This window comes from Flavobacterium frigoris PS1, assembly GCF_000252125.1.
In the GTDB taxonomy this organism is placed as follows: domain Bacteria; phylum Bacteroidota; class Bacteroidia; order Flavobacteriales; family Flavobacteriaceae; genus Flavobacterium; species Flavobacterium frigoris_A.
On sequence record NZ_AHKF01000005.1, the window covers coordinates 55126 to 75916 of the forward strand.

The 20791-nt window shown below is 33.6% G+C and carries 17 protein-coding genes and 1 tRNA gene; 12 read left to right on the top strand and 6 right to left on the bottom strand.

Features of this window, described 5'->3' with window-relative positions; translation table 11 throughout:
* Positions 1–30 precede the first annotated feature (30 nt).
* Entirely contained in the window at positions 31–2448 is a 2418-nt protein-coding gene (locus HJ01_RS01065; RefSeq protein ID WP_007136397.1) for a TonB-dependent receptor domain-containing protein, read from the top strand.
* A gap of 105 nt (positions 2449–2553) precedes the next feature.
* Here the strand turns inward: HJ01_RS01065 and HJ01_RS01070 are convergent, their stop codons facing one another.
* Positions 2554–3561 carry a 3-oxoacyl-ACP synthase III family protein gene (locus HJ01_RS01070; protein ID WP_007136398.1) on the bottom strand — a complete coding sequence of 336 codons (1008 nt, stop codon included), beginning with the start codon at positions 3559–3561 and terminating at the stop codon, positions 2554–2556.
* Positions 3562–3847: 286 nt separating this feature from the next.
* On the opposite strand from HJ01_RS01070, the gene HJ01_RS01075 reads away from it, so the two are divergent.
* Positions 3848–6259, top strand: a complete 2412-nt coding sequence (locus HJ01_RS01075) for an alpha/beta hydrolase family protein (RefSeq protein WP_007136399.1) — start codon at positions 3848–3850, stop codon at positions 6257–6259.
* Positions 6260–6322: 63 nt separating this feature from the next.
* On the opposite strand, the gene HJ01_RS01080 is transcribed toward HJ01_RS01075, so the two are convergent.
* Positions 6323–7267, bottom strand: a complete 945-nt coding sequence (locus HJ01_RS01080) for an ABC transporter ATP-binding protein (protein ID WP_007136400.1) — start codon at positions 7265–7267, stop codon at positions 6323–6325.
* Positions 7268–7427: 160 nt separating this feature from the next.
* Between HJ01_RS01080 and HJ01_RS01085 the strand changes: the two genes are divergently transcribed.
* A complete protein-coding gene (locus HJ01_RS01085; protein WP_007136401.1) occupies positions 7428–8030 on the top strand; it encodes a hypothetical protein in 603 nt (200 codons plus the stop codon).
* Between the two features lie 84 nt (positions 8031–8114).
* Here HJ01_RS01085 and HJ01_RS01090 read toward each other — a convergent pair whose 3' ends face one another.
* Together HJ01_RS01090 and HJ01_RS01095 are read right to left on the bottom strand one after the other, a co-directional pair.
* On the bottom strand, positions 8115–8810 hold the full coding sequence (locus tag HJ01_RS01090; RefSeq protein ID WP_007136402.1) for an OmpA family protein: 696 nt from the start codon (positions 8808–8810) through the stop codon (positions 8115–8117).
* 28 nt (positions 8811–8838) lie between these two features.
* Positions 8839–9315 (bottom strand): lipocalin family protein, encoded by a 477-nt coding sequence (locus tag HJ01_RS01095; protein WP_007136403.1) that lies wholly within the window; start codon positions 9313–9315, stop codon positions 8839–8841.
* A gap of 177 nt (positions 9316–9492) precedes the next feature.
* Here HJ01_RS01095 and htpG point away from each other — a divergent pair, with 177 nt between their 5' ends.
* From htpG to HJ01_RS01110, 4 genes are all read left to right on the top strand, one after another.
* The gene (gene htpG, locus HJ01_RS01100) at positions 9493–11397 is read left to right on the top strand and encodes a molecular chaperone HtpG (protein WP_007136404.1); all 1905 of its coding nucleotides are present in this window, start codon (positions 9493–9495) and stop codon (positions 11395–11397) included.
* 244 nt (positions 11398–11641) lie between these two features.
* Positions 11642–11812: a hypothetical protein gene (locus HJ01_RS17590; protein ID WP_007136405.1), complete on the top strand. Its 171-nt coding sequence runs from the start codon at positions 11642–11644 to the stop codon at positions 11810–11812.
* Between the two features lie 87 nt (positions 11813–11899).
* Positions 11900–12493 carry a hypothetical protein gene (locus HJ01_RS01105; RefSeq protein WP_007136406.1) on the top strand — a complete coding sequence of 198 codons (594 nt, stop codon included), beginning with the start codon at positions 11900–11902 and terminating at the stop codon, positions 12491–12493.
* A 398-nt stretch (positions 12494–12891) separates the two neighbouring features.
* The gene (locus HJ01_RS01110) at positions 12892–13281 is read left to right on the top strand and encodes a DUF2721 domain-containing protein (RefSeq protein ID WP_007136407.1); all 390 of its coding nucleotides are present in this window, start codon (positions 12892–12894) and stop codon (positions 13279–13281) included.
* 92 nt (positions 13282–13373) lie between these two features.
* On the opposite strand, the gene HJ01_RS01115 is transcribed toward HJ01_RS01110, so the two are convergent.
* Positions 13374–15491 carry an outer membrane beta-barrel family protein gene (locus tag HJ01_RS01115; protein ID WP_007136408.1) on the bottom strand — a complete coding sequence of 706 codons (2118 nt, stop codon included), beginning with the start codon at positions 15489–15491 and terminating at the stop codon, positions 13374–13376.
* A gap of 213 nt (positions 15492–15704) precedes the next feature.
* On the opposite strand from HJ01_RS01115, the gene HJ01_RS01120 reads away from it, so the two are divergent.
* The 5 genes from HJ01_RS01120 to HJ01_RS01140 all read left to right on the top strand — a co-directional run bounded on the left by HJ01_RS01120 (position 15705) and on the right by HJ01_RS01140 (position 20538).
* Positions 15705–16604 carry an EamA family transporter gene (locus tag HJ01_RS01120; protein WP_007136409.1) on the top strand — a complete coding sequence of 300 codons (900 nt, stop codon included), beginning with the start codon at positions 15705–15707 and terminating at the stop codon, positions 16602–16604.
* Positions 16605–16680: 76 nt separating this feature from the next.
* Positions 16681–17034 carry a hypothetical protein gene (locus HJ01_RS01125; protein WP_007136410.1) on the top strand — a complete coding sequence of 118 codons (354 nt, stop codon included), beginning with the start codon at positions 16681–16683 and terminating at the stop codon, positions 17032–17034.
* 400 nt (positions 17035–17434) lie between these two features.
* Positions 17435–17713 (top strand): DUF2805 domain-containing protein, encoded by a 279-nt coding sequence (locus HJ01_RS01130; RefSeq protein ID WP_007136411.1) that lies wholly within the window; start codon positions 17435–17437, stop codon positions 17711–17713.
* 124 nt (positions 17714–17837) lie between these two features.
* Entirely contained in the window at positions 17838–19703 is a 1866-nt protein-coding gene (locus HJ01_RS01135; RefSeq protein ID WP_007136412.1) for a peptidase M61, read from the top strand.
* 124 nt (positions 19704–19827) lie between these two features.
* A complete protein-coding gene (locus HJ01_RS01140) occupies positions 19828–20538 on the top strand; it encodes a DUF4369 domain-containing protein (protein ID WP_007136413.1) in 711 nt (236 codons plus the stop codon).
* Between the two features lie 154 nt (positions 20539–20692).
* Here HJ01_RS01140 and HJ01_RS01145 read toward each other — a convergent pair.
* Positions 20693–20766, bottom strand: a tRNA-Thr gene (locus HJ01_RS01145).
* Between the last annotated feature and the right edge of the window lie 25 nt (positions 20767–20791).

The following is a 20791-nucleotide window of genomic DNA, read 5'->3' on the forward strand; positions in this document are numbered from 1 at the left end:
CAATCAAATATTCAATCAAAAATCACAATCATGAAAATCAAATTAATTTTAATCTGCCTGTTCGGAACGATGTTTTCGATGCAAGGCCAAACTTCGGTTAAACCATCACCTCTTGAAAGTCCTGGAAGCATAACGGGAAAAGTTGTAGATAAAAAAAGTAATGAACCACTTCCCTACGTAAATGTCATTGTAAAGGAAGCGAACAAATTTATTACTGGAGGAATTACTTCTGACAAAGGGATTTTTTACATCAAAAATCTAGACTTAAAAAATTATACTGTTGAAATACAGTTTATGGGTTACAAAACCGCAACACAATCTATTACATTGTCCGCTGACAATAAAAATGTCGACTTGAAGACCATTACCATCGAAGAAGATGCAATACAACTTAAAGGCGTTGATATTATCAGTGAGAAATCAACAATCGAGCAAAAAATTGACAGGAAGATTATCAATGTAGGGAAAGACCTAATTTCTGCCGGAGCAACAGCGGGGGAAATCATGAATAACATTCCTTCTGTTAGTGTTGATCCACAAACAAACGCTATTAGTTTAAGAGGGAATTCAAACGTACGAGTTTTAATTGACGGAAAACCTTCCAACATTGACGCTTCCCAATTATTACAACAAATACCTTCCTCTTCAATTAAACAAATTGAGTTAATCACTAATCCATCTGCAAAATACAACCCCGAAGGAATGAGTGGTATTATTAATATTGTTTTAAATAAAAACAGTAAAATTGGTTTTAATGGTAGCATTAATAATGGTGTTACTTTTGGAAAAACACCAAAACTAAATTCTTCATTTGACTTAAATTACAGAAGTGGTAAATTTAATTTCTATGGGAATTATGGTTTAAATACTGGAAAACAATCTAATAATGGATTTATAAAAAGTGAAGAAGTTACTAAGGAAAACAATCAAATCTTCTCATTTATAAACAATAATACTTCTCATTTAGCAAAAGTAGGTTTCGATTTCACTATCAATGATAAAAACACTTTGTCATTCTATACTAATCAAAGTTTCTTTAAAGGAAATGGTAAAGCGACCACAGATGTAGACTACCTAAACAACACCTCCAATACAGATCTGCTGCAACTATTCGAAAACAGAAATGATGAGCATTCACAAACTTACAATTTCGATTATAAAGTTAAATTTAAAAAAGAAGGACATAGTTTAGAATTAGAAATGAATTACAATAAAAATGACGGGCCAGAAAACGCCATTTATTCTAATTACAACAGAGATACAGCAGCCTTGAACAGTACTTTTACAAATGATGTAGAAACTATTGGTAAAAACACAATTATAAATCTTGACTATGTAAATCCTCTATCAGAAACGATAAAATCAGAATTAGGATTAGAACATAGAAATGAAACAACAGATAATAGTTTACTTAGAGATAGTAGCCCAAATTCAAATTTCAACTACGACAGAAGAATATCATCGGCTTACGCCACTTTAGGAAAGCAATGGAAAAAATGGAGTTTTCAAGCTGGAGCACGTGTAGAACAATACAATATTGAAGCCTTATTTAAAGAAGTATCGAAAGCAGATGGATCATTTAAAGATGACTTATTAAACGTATATCCTTCAACATTCTTGACTTATAACCCAAGTGATAATAATTCATTTAATCTAAGTTTCTCAAGAAGAGTAGACAGACCAAGTATTGGGCAAGTAAATCCTATTAGAGAATGGAGTACTGCGACATTAGATTCTCAAGGAAATCCAGATCTTATTCCACAGTTTACGAATTCATATGAAATAAATTACACTAGAAAAACGAAAATAGGATCTATTACTTCAGGAATTTTTTATAGAAGAATAGAAGACGAAATCACTAGAGTTATCTTTACAAATCCTGAGAATCCAAACAAGCAAATCCTATCTTTTGACAATTTCAATAACAACAATGCTTATGGAATTGAGGTCTCTGGTAATTTAGATTTTAAAAAATGGTGGAGCGCTAACGTAAGTGTAGATGCTTATCAGAAAAAAGTAAAAGGAACTATTGAAAGCTCTCCTGGCATATATGAATTTGTAGAAGTTAACGCAAGTACATTTAATACTCGCATAAACAATACTTTCAAAGCCACAAAAGACCTTCGTTTCCAATTATTTGGTATGTACAGAGGGCGTGACTTAAGCCTGCAGTTCAACCGAGAAGCAATGTGGAAAATGGATGTTGGAAGCAGTTACAATATCTTAAAAGGAAGCGGAACAATAAGCGCACGATTCAGCGATATTTTTAACTCTATGCATTTTGCTTTTGCAGGTGATCGACCATATAAATCAAACGGACAATTCAATTGGGAAAGTCAATCCGTCTATTTAGGATTCAATTACCGTTTTGGAAGCGGAAAAAATAAAGCTATCCAAAGAAAACAAAGAGACAAAAATGAAACCCAAGGTGGTGGTGGACTTTTATAAGAATTAGTTTAGATAATTTGTTACCCAAAAAAACCCGGAGTATGCCAACTCCGGGTTTTTTATATAAAATAAACAGCTTGTTTGTGGACTAAAAAAAATATGATTTTACCATTTAATTATAGCACTTCCCCAAGTGAATCCACTACCAAAGGCTGCCAGAACAACTGTATCTCCAGTTTTTATCTTACCCAATTCCCATGCCTCAGTTAAGGCAATCGGAATGGAAGCTGCAGTAGTATTCCCGTATTTCTGAATGTTGTTAAAAACCTGATCATCATTTAAACCAAATTTCTTCTGAATAAATTGAGAAATTCTTAAATTAGCTTGGTGCGGAATCAACATATCAATATCCGATACTTGCAAATCATTGGCCTGTAGCCCTTCATTTATAACTTCTGCAAAACGAACTACTGCATTTTTAAATACAAACTGTCCATTCATGTAAGGAAAATAACTTTCATCATTAGGATCATTATCTGCAAGGATGTCAGTTACCCAACGGCCTCCCATTCCTGGCGCTTTTACAATCAATTCTTCGGCATGTTGCCCCTCTGAATGTAAGTGCGTTGAAAGAATTCCTTTTGTCAAATCTTCTTCTCTGCTTAAGACAGCCGCTCCAGCTCCATCTCCAAAGATAACAGAAACTCCACGTCCGCGAGAAGTCATATCCAAACCAGCTGAATGTACTTCAGAACCAATTACCAAAACATTTTTATACATGCCCGTTTTAATATATTGATCAGCTACTGACAAAGCGTAGATAAAACCAGAACATTGATTTCTGACATCTAATGCACCAACAGTTTTTAATCCCAAATCACGTTGCACTAGAACTCCGGGCCCAGGAAAATAGTAATCGGGGCTTAATGTGGCAAAAACCACAAAATCAATGTCTTCTTTGGCAACACCGGCCCGCTCTATCGCGATTTCAGCCGCTTTCACTCCCATTGAAGTCGTTGTATCTTCGCCAGGTATAATGTGTCTTCGCTCCTGAATTCCCGTTCTTTCTTGAATCCACTCGTCATTAGTATCGATAATTTTCGATAAATCATCATTAGTCACAACATTGGAAGGAACATAATATCCTAATCCTGCTATTTTTGAATGGTACATATTGTTGTTTTATTAAAATAAGATTGCAAATTTAGAAATACTTTAAAATATTGACTCACAAATTACTAATTTTTTAGCAAATAGCAATTTATAATTTTCAGGAGCTAAATCCTGCTATTCGTTTCAATCTTTTCTATTTTTTAAAAGAAAAAAAACAGAAAAGGATTTCCACTGCTATCAGGGCTAGGATTTATCCTCTAAAAAAATTACTCCAACTGTAACAAGATAATACTTTAGCAGACAAATAATAAAATTAGGTTTGTACTAACAAAAAATAACCCCAATTATGAAACTAAAAATAGGCATTCTATTTTTTCTGTGTATAGGCTTAAATGCTGTAGCGCAAGAAAATCTGACGTATCAGAAACCATCTAAATCAATATTAGATTTAGCTGATTATGAACGAGCACCTTCAGTATCTATGGATACTAAAAAAGAATACATGCTTTTAACTTATAGAAATACCTATAAAACATTAGACGATTTAAATCAAGAAGAATTGCGTTTAGGTGGTTTAAGAATCAACCCGATTACTAACATCTCTAGCACAATAACCTATACTAACAACATCAAAATACGCAAAATAAAAGGCACCACAGAGATACAAGTGAGTGGCTTGCCAACTAATCCTCGAATTACTAATATCAGTTGGTCACCCAATGAAAAAAAAATAGCTTTCTCCCATACCACAAATACAGGAGTAGAACTTTGGGTTGTTGATGTTGCTACCGCTAAAGCGACAAAGCTGACAGAAGCAAATGTCAATGCTAACCTTGGCAATCCATTTAGCTGGTTCAATGACAATGAAAACATATTAGTAAAAATGCTGCCTAAAAATAGAGCTGCTTTATTAGATGCAAAAAAAGATTTACCCTTAGGTCCAATTATTTCTAATGCTGATGGCTCAAAATCACAAAACAGAACCTATCAGGATTTATTAAAAAACAAAACTGATGAGACGAATTTTGAAAATAGTATTACTGCCGAGTTATACAAAGTAAATATCAACGGGGCAGCATCATTATTTAAAAATGCTGATATGTATGCTGGAGAAGATTTCTCACCAGACGGAAACTACTTAATGATTTCTACCATTCAAAAACCATTTTCTTACGTAGTACCATTAAATCGTTTTCCTTCAAAAACTATAGTTTACGACAAGAGTGGTACTGCTATAAAAACAGTTAATGAAGTTCCTTTATTCGAAATTATGCCAAAAGGCTTCATGGCAGTCCGCACCGGAAAAAGAAACATGAACTGGAGAAATGACAAACCAGCCACTCTGTATTTTGTGGAAGCCTTAGACGAAGGCAATCCTGAAAACAAAGTCGATTTTAGAGATGCAATCTCACAATGGGATGCTCCATTTACAACTGCTCCAACATCAGTAATGAAAACCAAGCAACGCTATGGCGGTGTTATGTGGGGAAATGAAACTACTGCTGTGGCATTTGACCAATGGTATGACACAAGAAACACAAAAACGTATATATTCAACCCATCTGATGCAAGTCAAACTCCAAAGGTGATTTCAGATAGAAATTCTCAAGATATCTATTCTGATCCCGGTAATTTTGAAACCATCAAAAACCAATATGGGAAACGTGTATTAGCTATTGAAAACAACAATTTATTTTTAATCGGTGATGGATTCACTAAAGAAGGACAATTCCCTTTTATTGATGAGTTAAGTTTAAAAACATTAAAACCAACCCGTCTTTATACGTCTACAGACACTAGTAAAAAAGAAGATCTATTATCTATTGAAGATTTCAAAAAAGGGGAAGTTTTGGTACAAATACAATCTAAAAGTGAGTATCCCAATTATTATTTCAGAAACATCAAACAAAAAAATAAGCTAACGGCAATTACCAACTTCCAAAACCCATTTGAAAGCATCAAAAATGTGAGCAAAGAGGTTATTAAATACAAAAGAAAAGATGGAGTAGAATTATCTGGAACTTTGTATTTACCTGCTGGTTATAATAAGGCTAAAAAAGAAAAATTACCTTTATTAATTTGGGCATATCCATCAGAATTTAAAGACAAGAATTCAGCAGGACAAAGCGATCAAAACCCAAATAGTTTTACATTTCCATATTATGGTTCATTTGTTTATTGGGTAACTAAAGGATATGTAGTTCTAGATGATGCTTCTTTCCCTATTATTGGAGAAGGAAAAACAGAACCAAATGACGATTTTATCACTCAATTAGTCGACAATGCTGAAGCAGCAATTAATGCCGTAGATGCTTTAGGATATATCAATAAGGAAAAAGTCGCTATAGGTGGCCATTCTTACGGTGCATTTATGGTTGCTAACCTATTGACACATTCTAAACTTTTTGCCTGCGGAATTGCAAGAAGTGGCGCATATAACAGGACTTTAACTCCATTTGGTTTTCAGTCAGAACAACGTAATTACTGGGAAGTGCCAGAAGTTTACAATACAATGTCGCCATTTATGAATGCTGACAAAATGAAAACCCCATTATTACTAGTTCATGGTGAGGCCGACAATAACCCTGGAACTTTCACCTTACAGACGGAGCGTTATTTCCAAGCTTTAAAAGGATTAGGAGCACCTGCCAGAATGGTGATTTTACCAAAAGAAGCTCATGGATATGCCGCCAAAGAAAATATTTTACACCTTTTATGGGAACAGGATCAATTCTTAGAAAAATATTTAAAGAATTAAGTTCACTTTAAACTTAAAAGTAAAACCCCGAAATTTTATCAGTTTCGGGGTTTTACTTTTTCATTACGCTATCATCAACGTAACTTCTTGATTTAGTTCTAACGGACTGTCGTGCTCAAAGAAAATTACTTTACGATCAAAAACGGCTTTAATCAAATAATGACTTCCTTTAAAATAAGATTGTTTGACAACGACTTCCATCAAACCATTATCAACCACTTTCAATTGATGCGGATACAACAAAAGGATTTCGTCCTCGCCATCTACAGCCACTAACTGAGACAACCTTAGTTCATTAACCTCACCAAAAAGCGAGGCTACATATTTATTTATCGGATTACTGTATAAACTTTCTGAATCTGCCTTGTCAATAATTCTTCCTTTTTGCAAAACAATAGTTTCGTCAGCAAAGGAAAGTGCATCTGTACTGTCATGCGTAGCCACAATAACAGTTACTTCCTTTGATTTCAAATAACTAAATAAATTACGGCGAAGCGCATTTTTCCTGTAATTGTCAATATGACTGAAAGGTTCGTCCAACAAAAGGATTTCTGGCTCCAGTGCCAATACCCGAGCAAGAGCTACTCTTTGCTGTTGACCGCCACTTAAATACTTAGCTTTAACATCTGCATATTCCGTCATTTCAACAATTTCCAAGAGTTCTTGGATTCGTTCTTTTTTCTTATCAGGAAAAACATTGCTAAGAAATTTACCTACATTCTCCGCAACGGTTATGTAAGGCATAAGATCAAAATCCTGAGATAAATATTTGACAAAGGACATTCCGGGAACCAAATTGTATTTTGGCCCCAACACTTCCGTTTCATTCCATACTATATTCCCTTCTTCTAAATCATATAAGCCATAAATTAATTTTAAAAGTGTGCTTTTTCCGCAACCACTCTCACCAATTATAGCAGTATTCTGACCTTTTTCTATCGTGAAATCTATATTATGAAGTACTGTTTTTTCGGTATAACCGAAAGAGATATTTTTAACCTGAAGCATTATTATTATATTTTATACAAATGTAAATTGAAATTAGTAAAGTACTCTTTTTTTAAAAAAATATTTAGACAAAAAAATCTGAAATTTTAGTGTTGTTTTTTTTAACGCATAAAATTGGTTATCATTGCTTAAATCTGATTTATAAAAAAAATATTACAAAATGATTATTCAATTTAAATTTGTCATTGCACTAGCAATTTGTTTAACATTCACTCAACTCAGTCACGGACAATATTTTGCTGAAGTAAACTACGGACTTAACGGTTCTATTTACCCTACGACACACTCTTTAGCACATACTGGCGTAGGCTTTGGTTATATGGACCCCAACACAACATTAGGAGCAAAATTAGATTTTGGTTTAGATAAATTCCGCACTAACAATACAGGAAAAGAACTAGGAAGTGATCTTTACAGATTAAGCTTACAGGCAGTCTGCAACATTTCTAATTTAATTAATGAACGAAGTTATTACGACAGAATCAACGTCTTAATTCATAGCGGTCTGGGATACACACTTGCTAAGCCTATTTCAACAAAAAAAATTAATGACCACATAGTCAATGTAATTATGGGGATTACTCCTAAATATAAACTATCCAGAAACATAGCTCTAACATTAGATGCTTCGCTGTTATTTAACATCGCACAAAGCTACCGATATGATATTGATTATGATCTTCCTAATAAAAGGGCTAGCAAATTTACGGGAACTAACTACAACGCAGCAGCAGGAATATTATATACTTTTGATAGTAATTAATTAATATTTAAAAAAAAATAAAAAGAAAGCCGTTCAAATAATTTGAACGGCTTTCTTTTTATTATAGTATAGCAAGCGATACTTTTAGTTTCCCGCTTCCGTTTTAGCATCTTCCCTCATTTTATCATTTGCGGTAATCGCAAACTCAACACGACGGTTTTGGCTTCTTCCTTCTACAGTTTCATTTGATGCAATTGGATCGGCTATACCTAACCCAGTAACATTAAATCTGCTTGAAGATACTCCTTTACTTACTAAATAACTTCTAACAGAAGCTGCTCTTTCTCCAGATAACTTTAGGTTAAAATCTGCAGGACCAGTGCTATCTGTATATCCAAATATTGTAATATCAGTGTCTGCATATTCTGAAAACACAGGAACTAATTTATCCAAATTCGCTTTGGCAGTGGCTGTCAAAGTAGATTTGTTAGTATCAAAACGTACTGCATTTTCATTTAGCACTAATTGAATCCCCTCACCTACACGTTTTACCTCAGCTCCCGGAAGCACTTCGTCAATTTGTCTGGCTTGTTTATCCATTTTGTTTCCAATAACTCCACCAGCAACACCACCAACGACACCGCCAAGAACAGCTCCCATAGCACCTTTTCCACCTTTTCCAAGATTGTTTCCAAGAATTGCTCCTATTACAGCACCACTCGCTGCTCCAATTCCAGCTCCTCTTTGTGTATTATTCGTGTTTTTTAAAGCTTCACAACTTGTGAATACTGTCCCCATGGACATCATCATTAAAGCCAATGCTATAGAAATCTTTTTCATAATTATATTTTTTAATTTAATTGTAAAATTAGTTTGCTCTTTGAAATTGGTAAACTACATCTGTTAATTTTCCCCCTACTTCAATCTTGTCTATCAATTGAAATGAACTTTCAGTTTGATTAGCTACATACAATATATAACCATCTCTAACCTTTTTTGCCTTTTCACCAGCATCCAAAACTTTCAATACGAACTCTCCATTCGCATTTATATACCAAGTAATTGGTGAACTAAATGCAGGACAATCGAATTTTGTCAAAGCCATAGTTCCTTTATTGTTATTGGAAACAAATTTCCAAGCACTTCCTACGAAACATTGCGAATCCGCAATTTGGAAGGAGTTTACTTTGATATATTCTGACCCTGGATACGTAACTGAATTAATTACCCAATTTCCTTTTAAAGCAACTTGAGCGCTTCTGTCTGTCTTTGCGTTCGTGATTGAAGCCGTTTTGCATGAAAACAACACCAAAGCCATAGCAGTTAAAAAAAATATTTTTTTCATGTTCTATCGTTTTATATTAAACTTATACAAATATACGAAGGGAATTGATGGCTATGGTTTCAAAATTCAACAATTTTGTTTCAAAATTAACAGTTGCGACAATTTGTCATCTGCATAAGTATTGGTATTCTATTTGAAAGAATTGTATCAGATTGTAAAACCCTTAAAAATATAAATATGACAACTGGAAAAATAAACGTTTCGGTAGAAAATATCTTCCCTTTAATAAAGAAGTTCCTTTATAGTGACCACGAAATTTTCTTGCGTGAATTGATTTCGAATGGTACAGATGCTACATTAAAATTAAAGCACCTAACCAACATTGGCGAAGCCAAAGTAGAATATGGCAATCCTATTATTGAAGTTAAAATTGACAAAGAAGGTAAAAAACTTCATATTACTGATCAAGGGTTAGGAATGACATCTGATGAAGTGGAGAAATACATCAATCAACTAGCTTTTTCTGGTGCTGAAGAATTTCTTGAAAAATACAAAGATTCTACTAAAGATTCTGGGATTATCGGTCACTTTGGCCTTGGATTCTATTCTGCTTTTATGGTAGCTGCAAAAGTGGAAATCATTACCAAATCATACAAAGACGAACCAGCAGCACACTGGACCTGTGACGGAAGTCCAGAATTCACTTTAGAACCTGCTGACAAAACTACACGCGGAACTGAAATTATTCTACATATCGCTGAGGATTCATTAGAATTCTTAGAAGAGTCTAAAATAAAAGAGTTACTAAATAAGTACAATAAGTTCATGCCTATTCCAATTAAATTTGGAACTAGATCTGAAAAAATCGAACAAAAAAAGGGAGAATCTGTTGAAGCAGAAGACAAAGACGAAGTCTTTAAAACTGTTGAAGTAGATAACATCATCAATAATCCAAATCCAGCTTGGACAAAACAACCAACTGAATTATCTGATGCAGATTACAAATCTTTCTATCATGAGTTGTACCCATCACAGTTTGAAGAGCCGTTATTTCATATTCATTTAAATGTTGATTATCCGTTTAACTTAACTGGTATTTTGTATTTCCCAAAATTGGGTTCTGATTTACAAATTCAGAAAGATAAAATTCAATTGTACCAAAATCAAGTTTATGTAACTGACAATGTAGAAGGAATTGTTCCTGAATTCTTAACAATGCTTAAAGGAGTTATTGACTCTCCAGACATTCCATTAAACGTATCTCGTTCAGGATTGCAAGCAGATGCTGCTGTTAAGAAAATTTCAAACTATATCACACGTAAAGTTGCCGATAAATTGAAATCATTATTCACAGAGAACCGTGAAGATTTTGAGAAAAAATGGAACGATATCAAAATCGTTTTAGAGTACGGAATGCTTTCTGAAGATAAATTCTACGAAAAATCAAGTGCTTTCGTTTTATATCCTACAGTTGACAATAAGTTCTATACACTGGAAGAGTTAAAAGAAAACTTAAAAGACAAGCAAACAAACAAAGACGGTAAGCTGGTTGTTCTCTATGCAGGAAATAAAGAAGCGCAACATTCGTATATCGAAATAGCACAAGAAAAAGGATACGAAGTTTTACTTCTAGATTCTCCAATTATTTCTCATTTAATCCAAAAAATTGAAGGAGACAATAGTGATTTAACTTTTGTACGCGTCGATTCAGATCATATCGATAATTTAATCAAGAAAGACGAAACTACTATTTCTAAATTATCAGAAGAAGAACAAACAGGTTTAAAAACAGTTGTAGAAACAATTGTACCAAAAGAAAACTATAGCGTACAACTAGAAGCCATGGACAGTCAGTCAGCTCCGTTCATCATCACGCAACCAGAATTCATGCGTAGAATGAAAGAAATGAGCCAGTCAGGTGGCGGTGGCGGAATGTTTGGAATGGGCAATATGCCAGAAATGTATAACTTAGTTGTCAATACAAATTCACCATTAGCAACAACCATTCTGAACACCAAAGACAAAGCAGACCAAGAACACTTAGTAAAACAAGCCTTAGATTTAGCTAAACTGTCTCAAAACTTACTAAAAGGAGAAGCATTAACTGCTTTTGTAAAAAGAAGTTTCGAAATGATCAAATAATAGCAACATCACGCTACACCAAAAGCTGTCCTACATTGGACAGCTTTTTTTTTGGAGCAAAACTAATGATTCCCACAAGAACTTCCCTCCCGCTATTCGCTACAATCTTTGCTCTTGGCTATCGCCACAGCAAAGGATTTTTGCTGCTATCGGGGCTAATTAGAAAGCTTTCTTTTACGATGACATTTAGAAAGTACAGTAGTCATTTTGCACTTTTTTTTATACATCTTAACAAGATTAAAAAATGTACAAGTTAAAAACAAATGAAATTACAGAAAAACATTTCAAACCAAACATTGATATAAAAAACAAGGCAATTCTGCTGCCACAATCTATAACACCAAACCAAATAAAAGAAAACCTTGACAGCGATGACTTGCTACCTCGAAAAACTATTTCAATATCACAAATTTAATTGTAATTTTAACGTTCATTGATTAGGCACAAAAAATGAGCACTATCTGCTTTATTAACTTGTCAATAAAATTAAATTTCCGAACACATGTGGTGGCAATATCTATTAGTTTTTTTTGGCGCTCTATTATTTGACATAGTCCCTTTTCCGTTTGCACCAGCATTTACAGTAATGGTATTTCTTCAAATTCTTTTTGATTTAAATGTTTGGGCCGTGATTATCATTGGAGTTTTGGGGTCGGTTTTAGGTCGGTTTATTCTTCTTTTATATGCTCCGTTAATGGCCAACAAATATTTAAAGGCTTCTAAAAATGAAGACATTAAGTTTCTTGGAGATAAAATGAACCAAAATAAATGGAAGGGTGTTTTAGTGGTGCTTGCTTATTCTTTGCTGCCGCTTCCTACCACACCCCTTTTCTTAGGTGGAGGTATTTCAAAAATAAAGCCTATTTATATCATTGCTCCTTTTTTGGTAGGGAAATTTACTAGTGATTCGATTGTCTTACATTTAGGGAAATTTGCATCCGAAAATCAACAAAATATCATTGATGATATTTTTTCGTGGCAATCTATTGCTAGTTTTATTTTGGGATTTGTAATGCTATTTTGCTTATTTTTCATCAATTGGCGCACCTTAATTCATACTAAAAAATTGGGCTTTGATTTTAAAATCTTAAATTAAGTTATTCTTCCTGATTACGTGGATATATACAATACGAAATAGCTTACCATAACGATATAAGGGATCTATTACCAAAGTTTAGCTATTGTACGCATCTTGCGCTCGTTTCTTTATGAATTAGGACTTGTCTGCGACGATTTATTCGATTAAAGTCTAGCGTTTGCATAGTGGCTTATTAAGACGAATTAAACATTTAAAGAGAGTTTTATTTTAATAACTAATAAACAGCGCTAGTGCTCGTACACCCTCTTTATCTAGTGCATTCTCTACAGCCCCAACATTACTTTTTTTCCCAAGACTTCTTGACGTGGATTTTTTTATAAAAAAACTGTTATCCCGCAAACTTTATCGAACTTTGGTTCATCAATTCAGATGAACTTTAATTTCACAACACAAAGATGACCTTACATATAGAAACTCCTGCACTATTATTTTCTGCTACTTCATTAATCCTTCTAGCATACACGAATCGATTTTTAACGATTGCAACCATCGTTAGAAGTCTAAAGAAAACCTATGACGAAAAAGAAAACAAGAGTATTTTAATCGAAATTAAAAACCTCAACCTGCGATTAACGCTAATCCGTTACATGCAGCTTTTTGGAGTATTAAGCTTGTTTCTTTCTGTTTTTGCCATGTTGTTACTTTTCTTTGATTTCGAAATAGGTGGTCTTTATTTCTTTGGCTTTAGCTTACTAAGCTTGCTTATTTCATTAGCACTCTCTTTTTGGGAAATCAGTATTTCTGTCAAAGCCCTACAAGTACATCTTAGTGATTTAATCTCCTAGCTTTAAAATGAAAATCTCCATGGAATAGAAAAAGCGATTAACGAAAAAGAGCTGTGACATTTATTCACAGCTCTTTTTTATTGTCCTAAAAATTATTGGTTTAAAATTCCGCTATCCTCTTTTTTGTCTTTATTCAGCAAATTAGGATTCTCTTTAGCCAACTTATTTTTAGTTGGAATTTTGTAATTTAAGCTAAAGCCAAATTTTCTAGAGTCCATTTTATTACTAATTAGCAACGGTGTTTCATAGGAACTAAAAGCATTTTTATTTCCATTTAAAATATCATCCGCATAAATAGAAAGTGTTAGCTGATCTTTTAAAAACTTCTTAGAAAAAGTCAGGTCTAATGCATTTCTAAAAGGCTTAACAGCTATGAAGTAAAAATAATTCCCCTTTGGAATAATGTAATTATAGTTAGCGACAAACTTAATTTGTTTTGGCAATACAATCTGCGACATGAAGTTAAACATCCAGAATCCATTAGTGTCAACATTGGGAATCTGGTGGTATTGGTAGCCTGCATAAACATATAAAAAGTTCATTGTATCTGGATTGACATTCATTTTCATCGTTTCTTCCAGTCCTTTGGTAAACAACATATAGGGAATTGGCATTCCAACACTAAAATTATGAATCTTAATCTCGGGAATGTTCTCGTTACTATTCACTACTACATCATCAGTAAGAGTCACTCTTTGAATAACTTGATTTTTAGCAGAGCTAATGTTATAACTAATAAAAGCATAGTCAAAGGCGCTTAACTTCACCTCATAATTATTAAAAATAGTAGGTTGCAGGTTTGGATTACCTGAATAGTCAATATTTGGATTTTGATAATTGGTGTTATTTGGATTCAATGCTGATGTACTAGGCAGTGTGATCTTTTTATTATAATTCAGATTAAAATAGATCGATTTATTAAAATTATACTGCGCACTCGCATTTGGAAAAAAACGAAATTGCTTGAAGGCCGTTAATTCAGCAGTATCTGTATTTCCTGTAATATTATAATCTTCGGCTCGACCTCCTACAATAAAATTCACTTTATCAAACTTGGTTTGCAGCTCTAAATAAGATGCTGCCGTTCTTCGTCTATAATCTAAGTTTCTAACTCCTTTGCTTTGTGCATCAAAAAGCAGCTCCTCATACAAGCTACCAAAACTCAGTTTTCCTTCATCAGAAAATTTAAGCGGTTGTGAATAATCGAATTTAAAATTATACAAATTCTGATTTGATGAGTTATCTAATGTCGCAGACGAATTAGCTATCGGGCTCAGTTCAAAATTATTTTCATTACTATTATAATTAAATTTGAATTCTAACTTCTTAGCTGTGTTGTCAAATTTCTTTTGGTAAGTCACTACAGCGTCTTGTCGTAAACCTGTACTTACTGAGGCATCATTAGTACTAAAATTAGGCCCCTTACCTATAGCATAGCTATCATTGTTGTTTTGGGTTAGATCATAGTTTAACAGTAAACGGTCTTTTCCAATATCAAACGTCAATGCCGACTTTATATAATTATTGCGCCCTACTCGATCAGCATCTGTACTTGACAATAAGGAAATAGTATTATTTTCTTGTTTCTCCAGAGAGGTCCAAACCGCGCTTTCTCTATAATTCTGACCTAGATTTAACTGCCATCCAAAATACTTGTTCTTAGCACTCAACAATAGACTGTTATTCATTCTCCATCTTATATCATCGTAGCTAGTAAAACTCGTGCTGTTAGTATAAGTAGCGCTCAGGTAATTCTTAGCATTTTTATTGGTAATAATATTTAATATCGCACCTCCGGAAGTAGCAGGAAATTCAGCACCAGGTTGCGTAATGATTTCGATTTTTTCGATAGCATTCGCTGGCATTCCTTCTAAGAATGAGTTCAATTCATTAGTAGAAATATTCAACGGCCTACCGTCCATAAAAACGTCTAATTGTTTTCCCTGATACATCATCCCGGCAATATCAGAGGCTATTAATCCCGGCAACTTCTTAATCCCTTCTAATACTGATCCCGTATTTAAACTAGGTTGGTCAGCAAAATTAAAGATCGTTCTATCTGCTTTTTGCTCAATGGCTTTTTTGGTTTTGATAATAGCAACTTCATTTAATTCCGTTGTTTTTTCAACACTTTTTTCTGGATTATTTTGAGCCGAAATGGTAAAAACTCCTCCTAACAACATTAGGGCAATCAGTATGTTCTTTTTCATGTCTATTTTATAAGATGTACCATAAGTCCAAACTTTAAGTGTATTGTTACAGGCGCATTTAAAATAAGTAACACTAATCCAAAAAGAACGGTAAATACAGCTGAATTAGACCAAAAAACCAAATGCCTTCAGGACTATTTTTCAAAAGAAAGACGGTCTTTACTTGTAATTCATAACTAAAGCTTATCTTCGCCGGCTTCTAAAATTAAAACAATGATCGAAAATAGAGTGTTAAAAGGAGTTTTTTTAGTTGCATTTGGAGCGACCAGTTATGGTATGCTGGCGACTTTTGTAAAAATGGCCTATAACGAAGGATACACCACGGCCGAAGTCACCTCTTCGCAATTCATACTTGGAATTTTGGGGATTTTGATTATCAATCTCTTTCAAAAAACAAAAAACAAAAAGAAGGTAGTACAGGCATCAAAAAAAAATATTTTCCATTTAATGCTAGCAGGAACTTCTTTAGGAATGACCAGTGTTTTTTATTATCTGGCTGTAAAGTACATTCCCGTTTCGATTGGTATTGTTTTATTGATGCAAACCGTTTGGATGGGCGTTTTACTCGAAATGATTTTAGAGAAAAAAATCCCTTCGAACCAGAAAATCATATCGGTAGTTATCGTTTTGATTGGAACTGTTCTAGCCACTAACCTTATTCAAAATGAAGTTCAATTAGACTGGCATGGTATCATGTGGGGAGTTTTGGCAGCAGCCTCATTCACCACAACAATGTTTACGGCAAACAGCGTGGCTACTGAAATTTCTTCGGCGCAACGTAGTCTATATATGTTGCTAGGTGGTGCAGTTATTGTGTTTTCCTTTTCGATCGCGACACAAGTTGCTCCATACAACTTTGATATATTCCTTAAATGGGGAATCGTTTTAGCTCTTTTTGGTACCATCATCCCCCCTATGCTGATGAATGCTGGTTTTCCACTTACGGGAATCGGACTAGGAAGCATTGTCTCGGCATTAGAACTTCCGGTTTCAGTAATGATGGCCTATTTCCTTTTAAGCGAAAATGTAGTAGCAACACAATGGCTTGGTATCATTTTAATTGTTTTGGCCATAGTAATAATGAATGTGAATTTTAAAAAACGAAAGAATTAACTACCGTTTTTAATTAAAAACATATTCATTTAATATTCCTAAATTAGCAACTGTACCAAATTCAAATTACTACATTATGACTTTACCATGGCATCTTTATTTAATGGCTTTGATTTATACCGTTGCGGGACTCAATCATTTTAGAAGTCCTAAAATGTATGAAAGGATAATACCTCCTTATTTTCCTAATCCTAAATTATTGAATTTAATAAGTGGTTTTGCTGAAATCATACTGGGAATATCGCTAATGATTCCAATGCTTTCAAATTATGCTGCTTGGGGAACTATCGCATTACTAATTGCTGTATTTCCTACTCATGTCTATATGTACCAAAATGAAAAAGCAGGAATGAAATTGCCAAAATTCGTTTTACTTTTACGTATGCCATTACAACTGGCTTTGATTTACTGGGCTTATATCTATACCTAAAAGAATTAAACGTGGCAGTCAAGCGCATCCAGAATACCTATCGAAATTAGAGTTGCAGAATTAAAAGTCACTGTCAAAATGCTATGACAAATTACTTTCTACAGATTGTAATTACAACAGTATCTTTTCGATTTGGATTCCCTTTTTTGGAACATTTAAAAAGCTTTCAAAATAGAATATCATCTATGAAGCTGACACTCATATAAAAATGAAAGAACGAATCAATCACAGAATCTATTAAAAATACCTTGTAGAAAACCATGCACTTTCAAAAAGTTATAAATACTATAAAAAAAATTGCTATTTAGGTGAGAAGTAAATATTTTTTTATTAATATTGGTGTCTGATTTAGAATCAATTATATTAATCACTAAAAACAAATTGAATTAATTTTCACCTGATGAAAAAGAGTAACCGCAAAGAATTGACCTGGGAACAAACAGAAAAACTTGTTACAATGGCTTTAGAAGAAAAGAATCCTTTTGAAATTATCAAAAAAGAATTTGGTCTAGCCGAAAAAGAGATTCTGGAAATAATGAAAAAGAAGATGCCCGCAGAAAAATTTGAAATGTGGAAAAAGAAAGCTACCGCAAACAAACCAAAACCGAAACCAATTAAAATCGATGATTTTGATGAAGATTTGGACGGTAAGTACTACATAAAAAATAAATTGGATTAACCAATTAAAAGACACTCTTAATAAGAGTGTTTTTTTTTGTAAAAATTTAAAGAGTCAAAATTCCTCAATAGACTGTAACAATTCTAGGTTTTGAAAGTCTAACCAGTAAATCAAACTAACAAAAATGAAAAGAATAATTTACGTATTTGCATTCGCATCCGTTTTATGGAGCTGTAAGTCAGTCGGCTCGATAACAACAGCGACTTCAATCAAAGAACAGGTTCAGGTAGCAATAAACATCATTGACATTAAAGACGATAAAGTGATGGTTACGGTAAAAGCCCCATCAATTACTACAGATGAAATTACGTATCATATCCCAAAAACAGTTCCTGGAACTTATTCAGAGGACAATTACGGAAGATTTGTAGATGACTTAAAAGCTTACGACAAAAAGGGAAATTTATTAGTAGTAAAAAATATAGATGCTAATTCTTGGTCCATATCAAAAGCGAAAAACCTAGATAAAATCACTTATTTAGTAAATGATTCCTTTGATACTGAAAAAGGGACCGGTTTTGGTCAAGACGATGTTTTTTCGCCTGCAGGCTCAAACATAGATGCTGGTAAAAACATAATGTTAAATACTCATTGTTTTGTTGGCTACTTCACTAATTTCATGTCTACACCATACAAAGTAGCCATTTCGCATCCAGCAGAAATGTGGGGAGCAACTTCAATGACTGATATAGATGCAAGTGACACAAATGATGTTTTTATAACCTCTCGTTACGCAGAATTAGTTGAAAACCCAATCATGTACTCAAAGCCAGACCATACTTCATTTATTGTTGACGGAATGGACATTAATATCAGCGTTTATTCTCCTACTGGAAAAGTTACAGCCGAAAGTATAACGCCAGAGATGAAAACAATGATGACAGCACAAAAACATTTTTTAGGAAAAATAAATTCTACCAAAAAATACAGTGTATTATTGTATCTATCGACAATGAAAGAGGATGATGCAAAAGGTTTTGGTGCTTTGGAACATCCAACTGCAACTACCGTTGTTTTACCTGAAGTAATGCCTAAAGAAGAATTAGTAAAATCGATGAAAGATGTGGTTTCGCATGAATTCTTTCATATCGTAACACCACTGAGCATTCACTCTAAAGAAATTCAAGACTTTGATTATAACGATCCAAAAATGTCAAAACACTTATGGATGTATGAAGGAGTTACAGAATACTTTGCCAATCTGTTTCAAATCAACCAAGGACTAATTACTGAGGACGATTTCTATAGCCGTATTTCAGATCAGATTGAAAGAGCAAACGCAATGGACGATACCATGTCATTCACAACTATGAGTGCCAACGTATTAACACAACCATACAAAGATCAATATATAAATGTATACCAAAAAGGGTCCCTAATTGGAATGTGCTTAGACATTATCATTAGAGAAAAAAGCAATGGAGAAAGAGGAATTCTTGATTTGATGCAAAAACTATCCACTGAATATGGTGTTTCAAAACCATTTAACGACGATGAACTTTTTGCAAAAATAACTTCCTTGACTTATCCAGAAGTAGGTGCATTTTTAGCCACTTATGTTGCCGGAACAACTCCGATTCCTTACGATGACTATTTCGCAAAAGTAGGATTATCAAGGTCTACAACAAAAACTCCTGCTAATGTTTTTCTAAAGGGTCAAAAACCATACATCACGGTCGATCCACAAACAAAAGAAATCATTGTTTTGCCAAATATTGAACTAAATGACTTCTATACTTCTTTAGGATTAAAAGGCGGTGATGTAATACTTGCTGTAAACGACAAAGCGTACTCATTGGAAAACATATATGACATGATTGGCGCAAGTCAAAACTGGAAAGAAAACGATGCTATAACCGTTAAAATAAAACGCGACGGTACAATGCAAACCATTAAAGGAAAAGTAAAACTACCTTATGAAGAAAAACAACTGCTAAAGGAAACTGACACTTCAAAATCACAATTAAAAGAAGCTTGGTTAAAAGCTTAATTTCAAATAAAAGTTTAAAAATCCCGATATAGAAATATATCGGGATTTTTTTTATAAAATTTCGATAAATTAGTCTCTTAACTTTCCAACTATTTTCTTTATTTTGCAGCAAAATATATAACCAATGAAAAAAATAATTCTTGCATTCGTTTCACTTGTGCTACTAGCATCTTGTGATAAAAATGAATCAAAAGCAAACTTGCATATTACCGGAAATATCAAGGGCCTAAAGAAAGGAACTTTATACATCCAAAGAATTGTCGATACGGCTCTTGTGGCAATAGACACAATTACTATTGACGGCAGCTCTAAATTTGAAAGTGACATTGACTTAAAATCTCCTGAAATGTTGTATTTGTTTCTAGATAGAGGAACAAGTAACTCATTAGACAATAACTTGGTGTTTTTTGCTGAACCAGGAATCATCAACATAGATACCGACTTAGAATCCTATATTTCAGACGCAAAGATCACTGGTTCTAAAAATCACGATCTATACGAAGAGTATAAAAAAATCAATTCTCGTTTTACAGACGAAAAACTAACCTTAATTGAAAAAAAGTTCAATGCCATCAAAAGCAATAATACAAAATCAATTGACAGCTTAAATGCAAAACAAGACTCAAACATAAAGAGAAAGTATTTATTTGCGACGAACTTTGCCATAAACAATAAAGACTACGAGGTAGCCCCTTATATAGCTTTATCCGAGATTTATGACATCAATATTAAATACCTGGATACAATTCAAAAATCAATGACTCCAAAAGTAGCACAATCGCTTTACGGGAAGAAATTAACCGAATATGTAGCTAATATCAAAAAACAAAAATAAATCGATTAGAAACTCTATTTCGATTGTTTGTCAAAATGCAAAAACGTCTCGTGAAAATCGAGACGTTTTTTTTTTGGTCCAAGAAGTAAAAACCAATTTCTGAACTGGTTTAAAATAAAAAACCACCTAACAAAAGTTCGGTGGTTTTACGATGAGCCGGCGGAGGGACTCGAACCCACGACCTGCTGATTACAAATCAGCTGCTCTAGCCAACTGAGCTACGCTGGCGTCTCATTACGGGTGCAAATATACA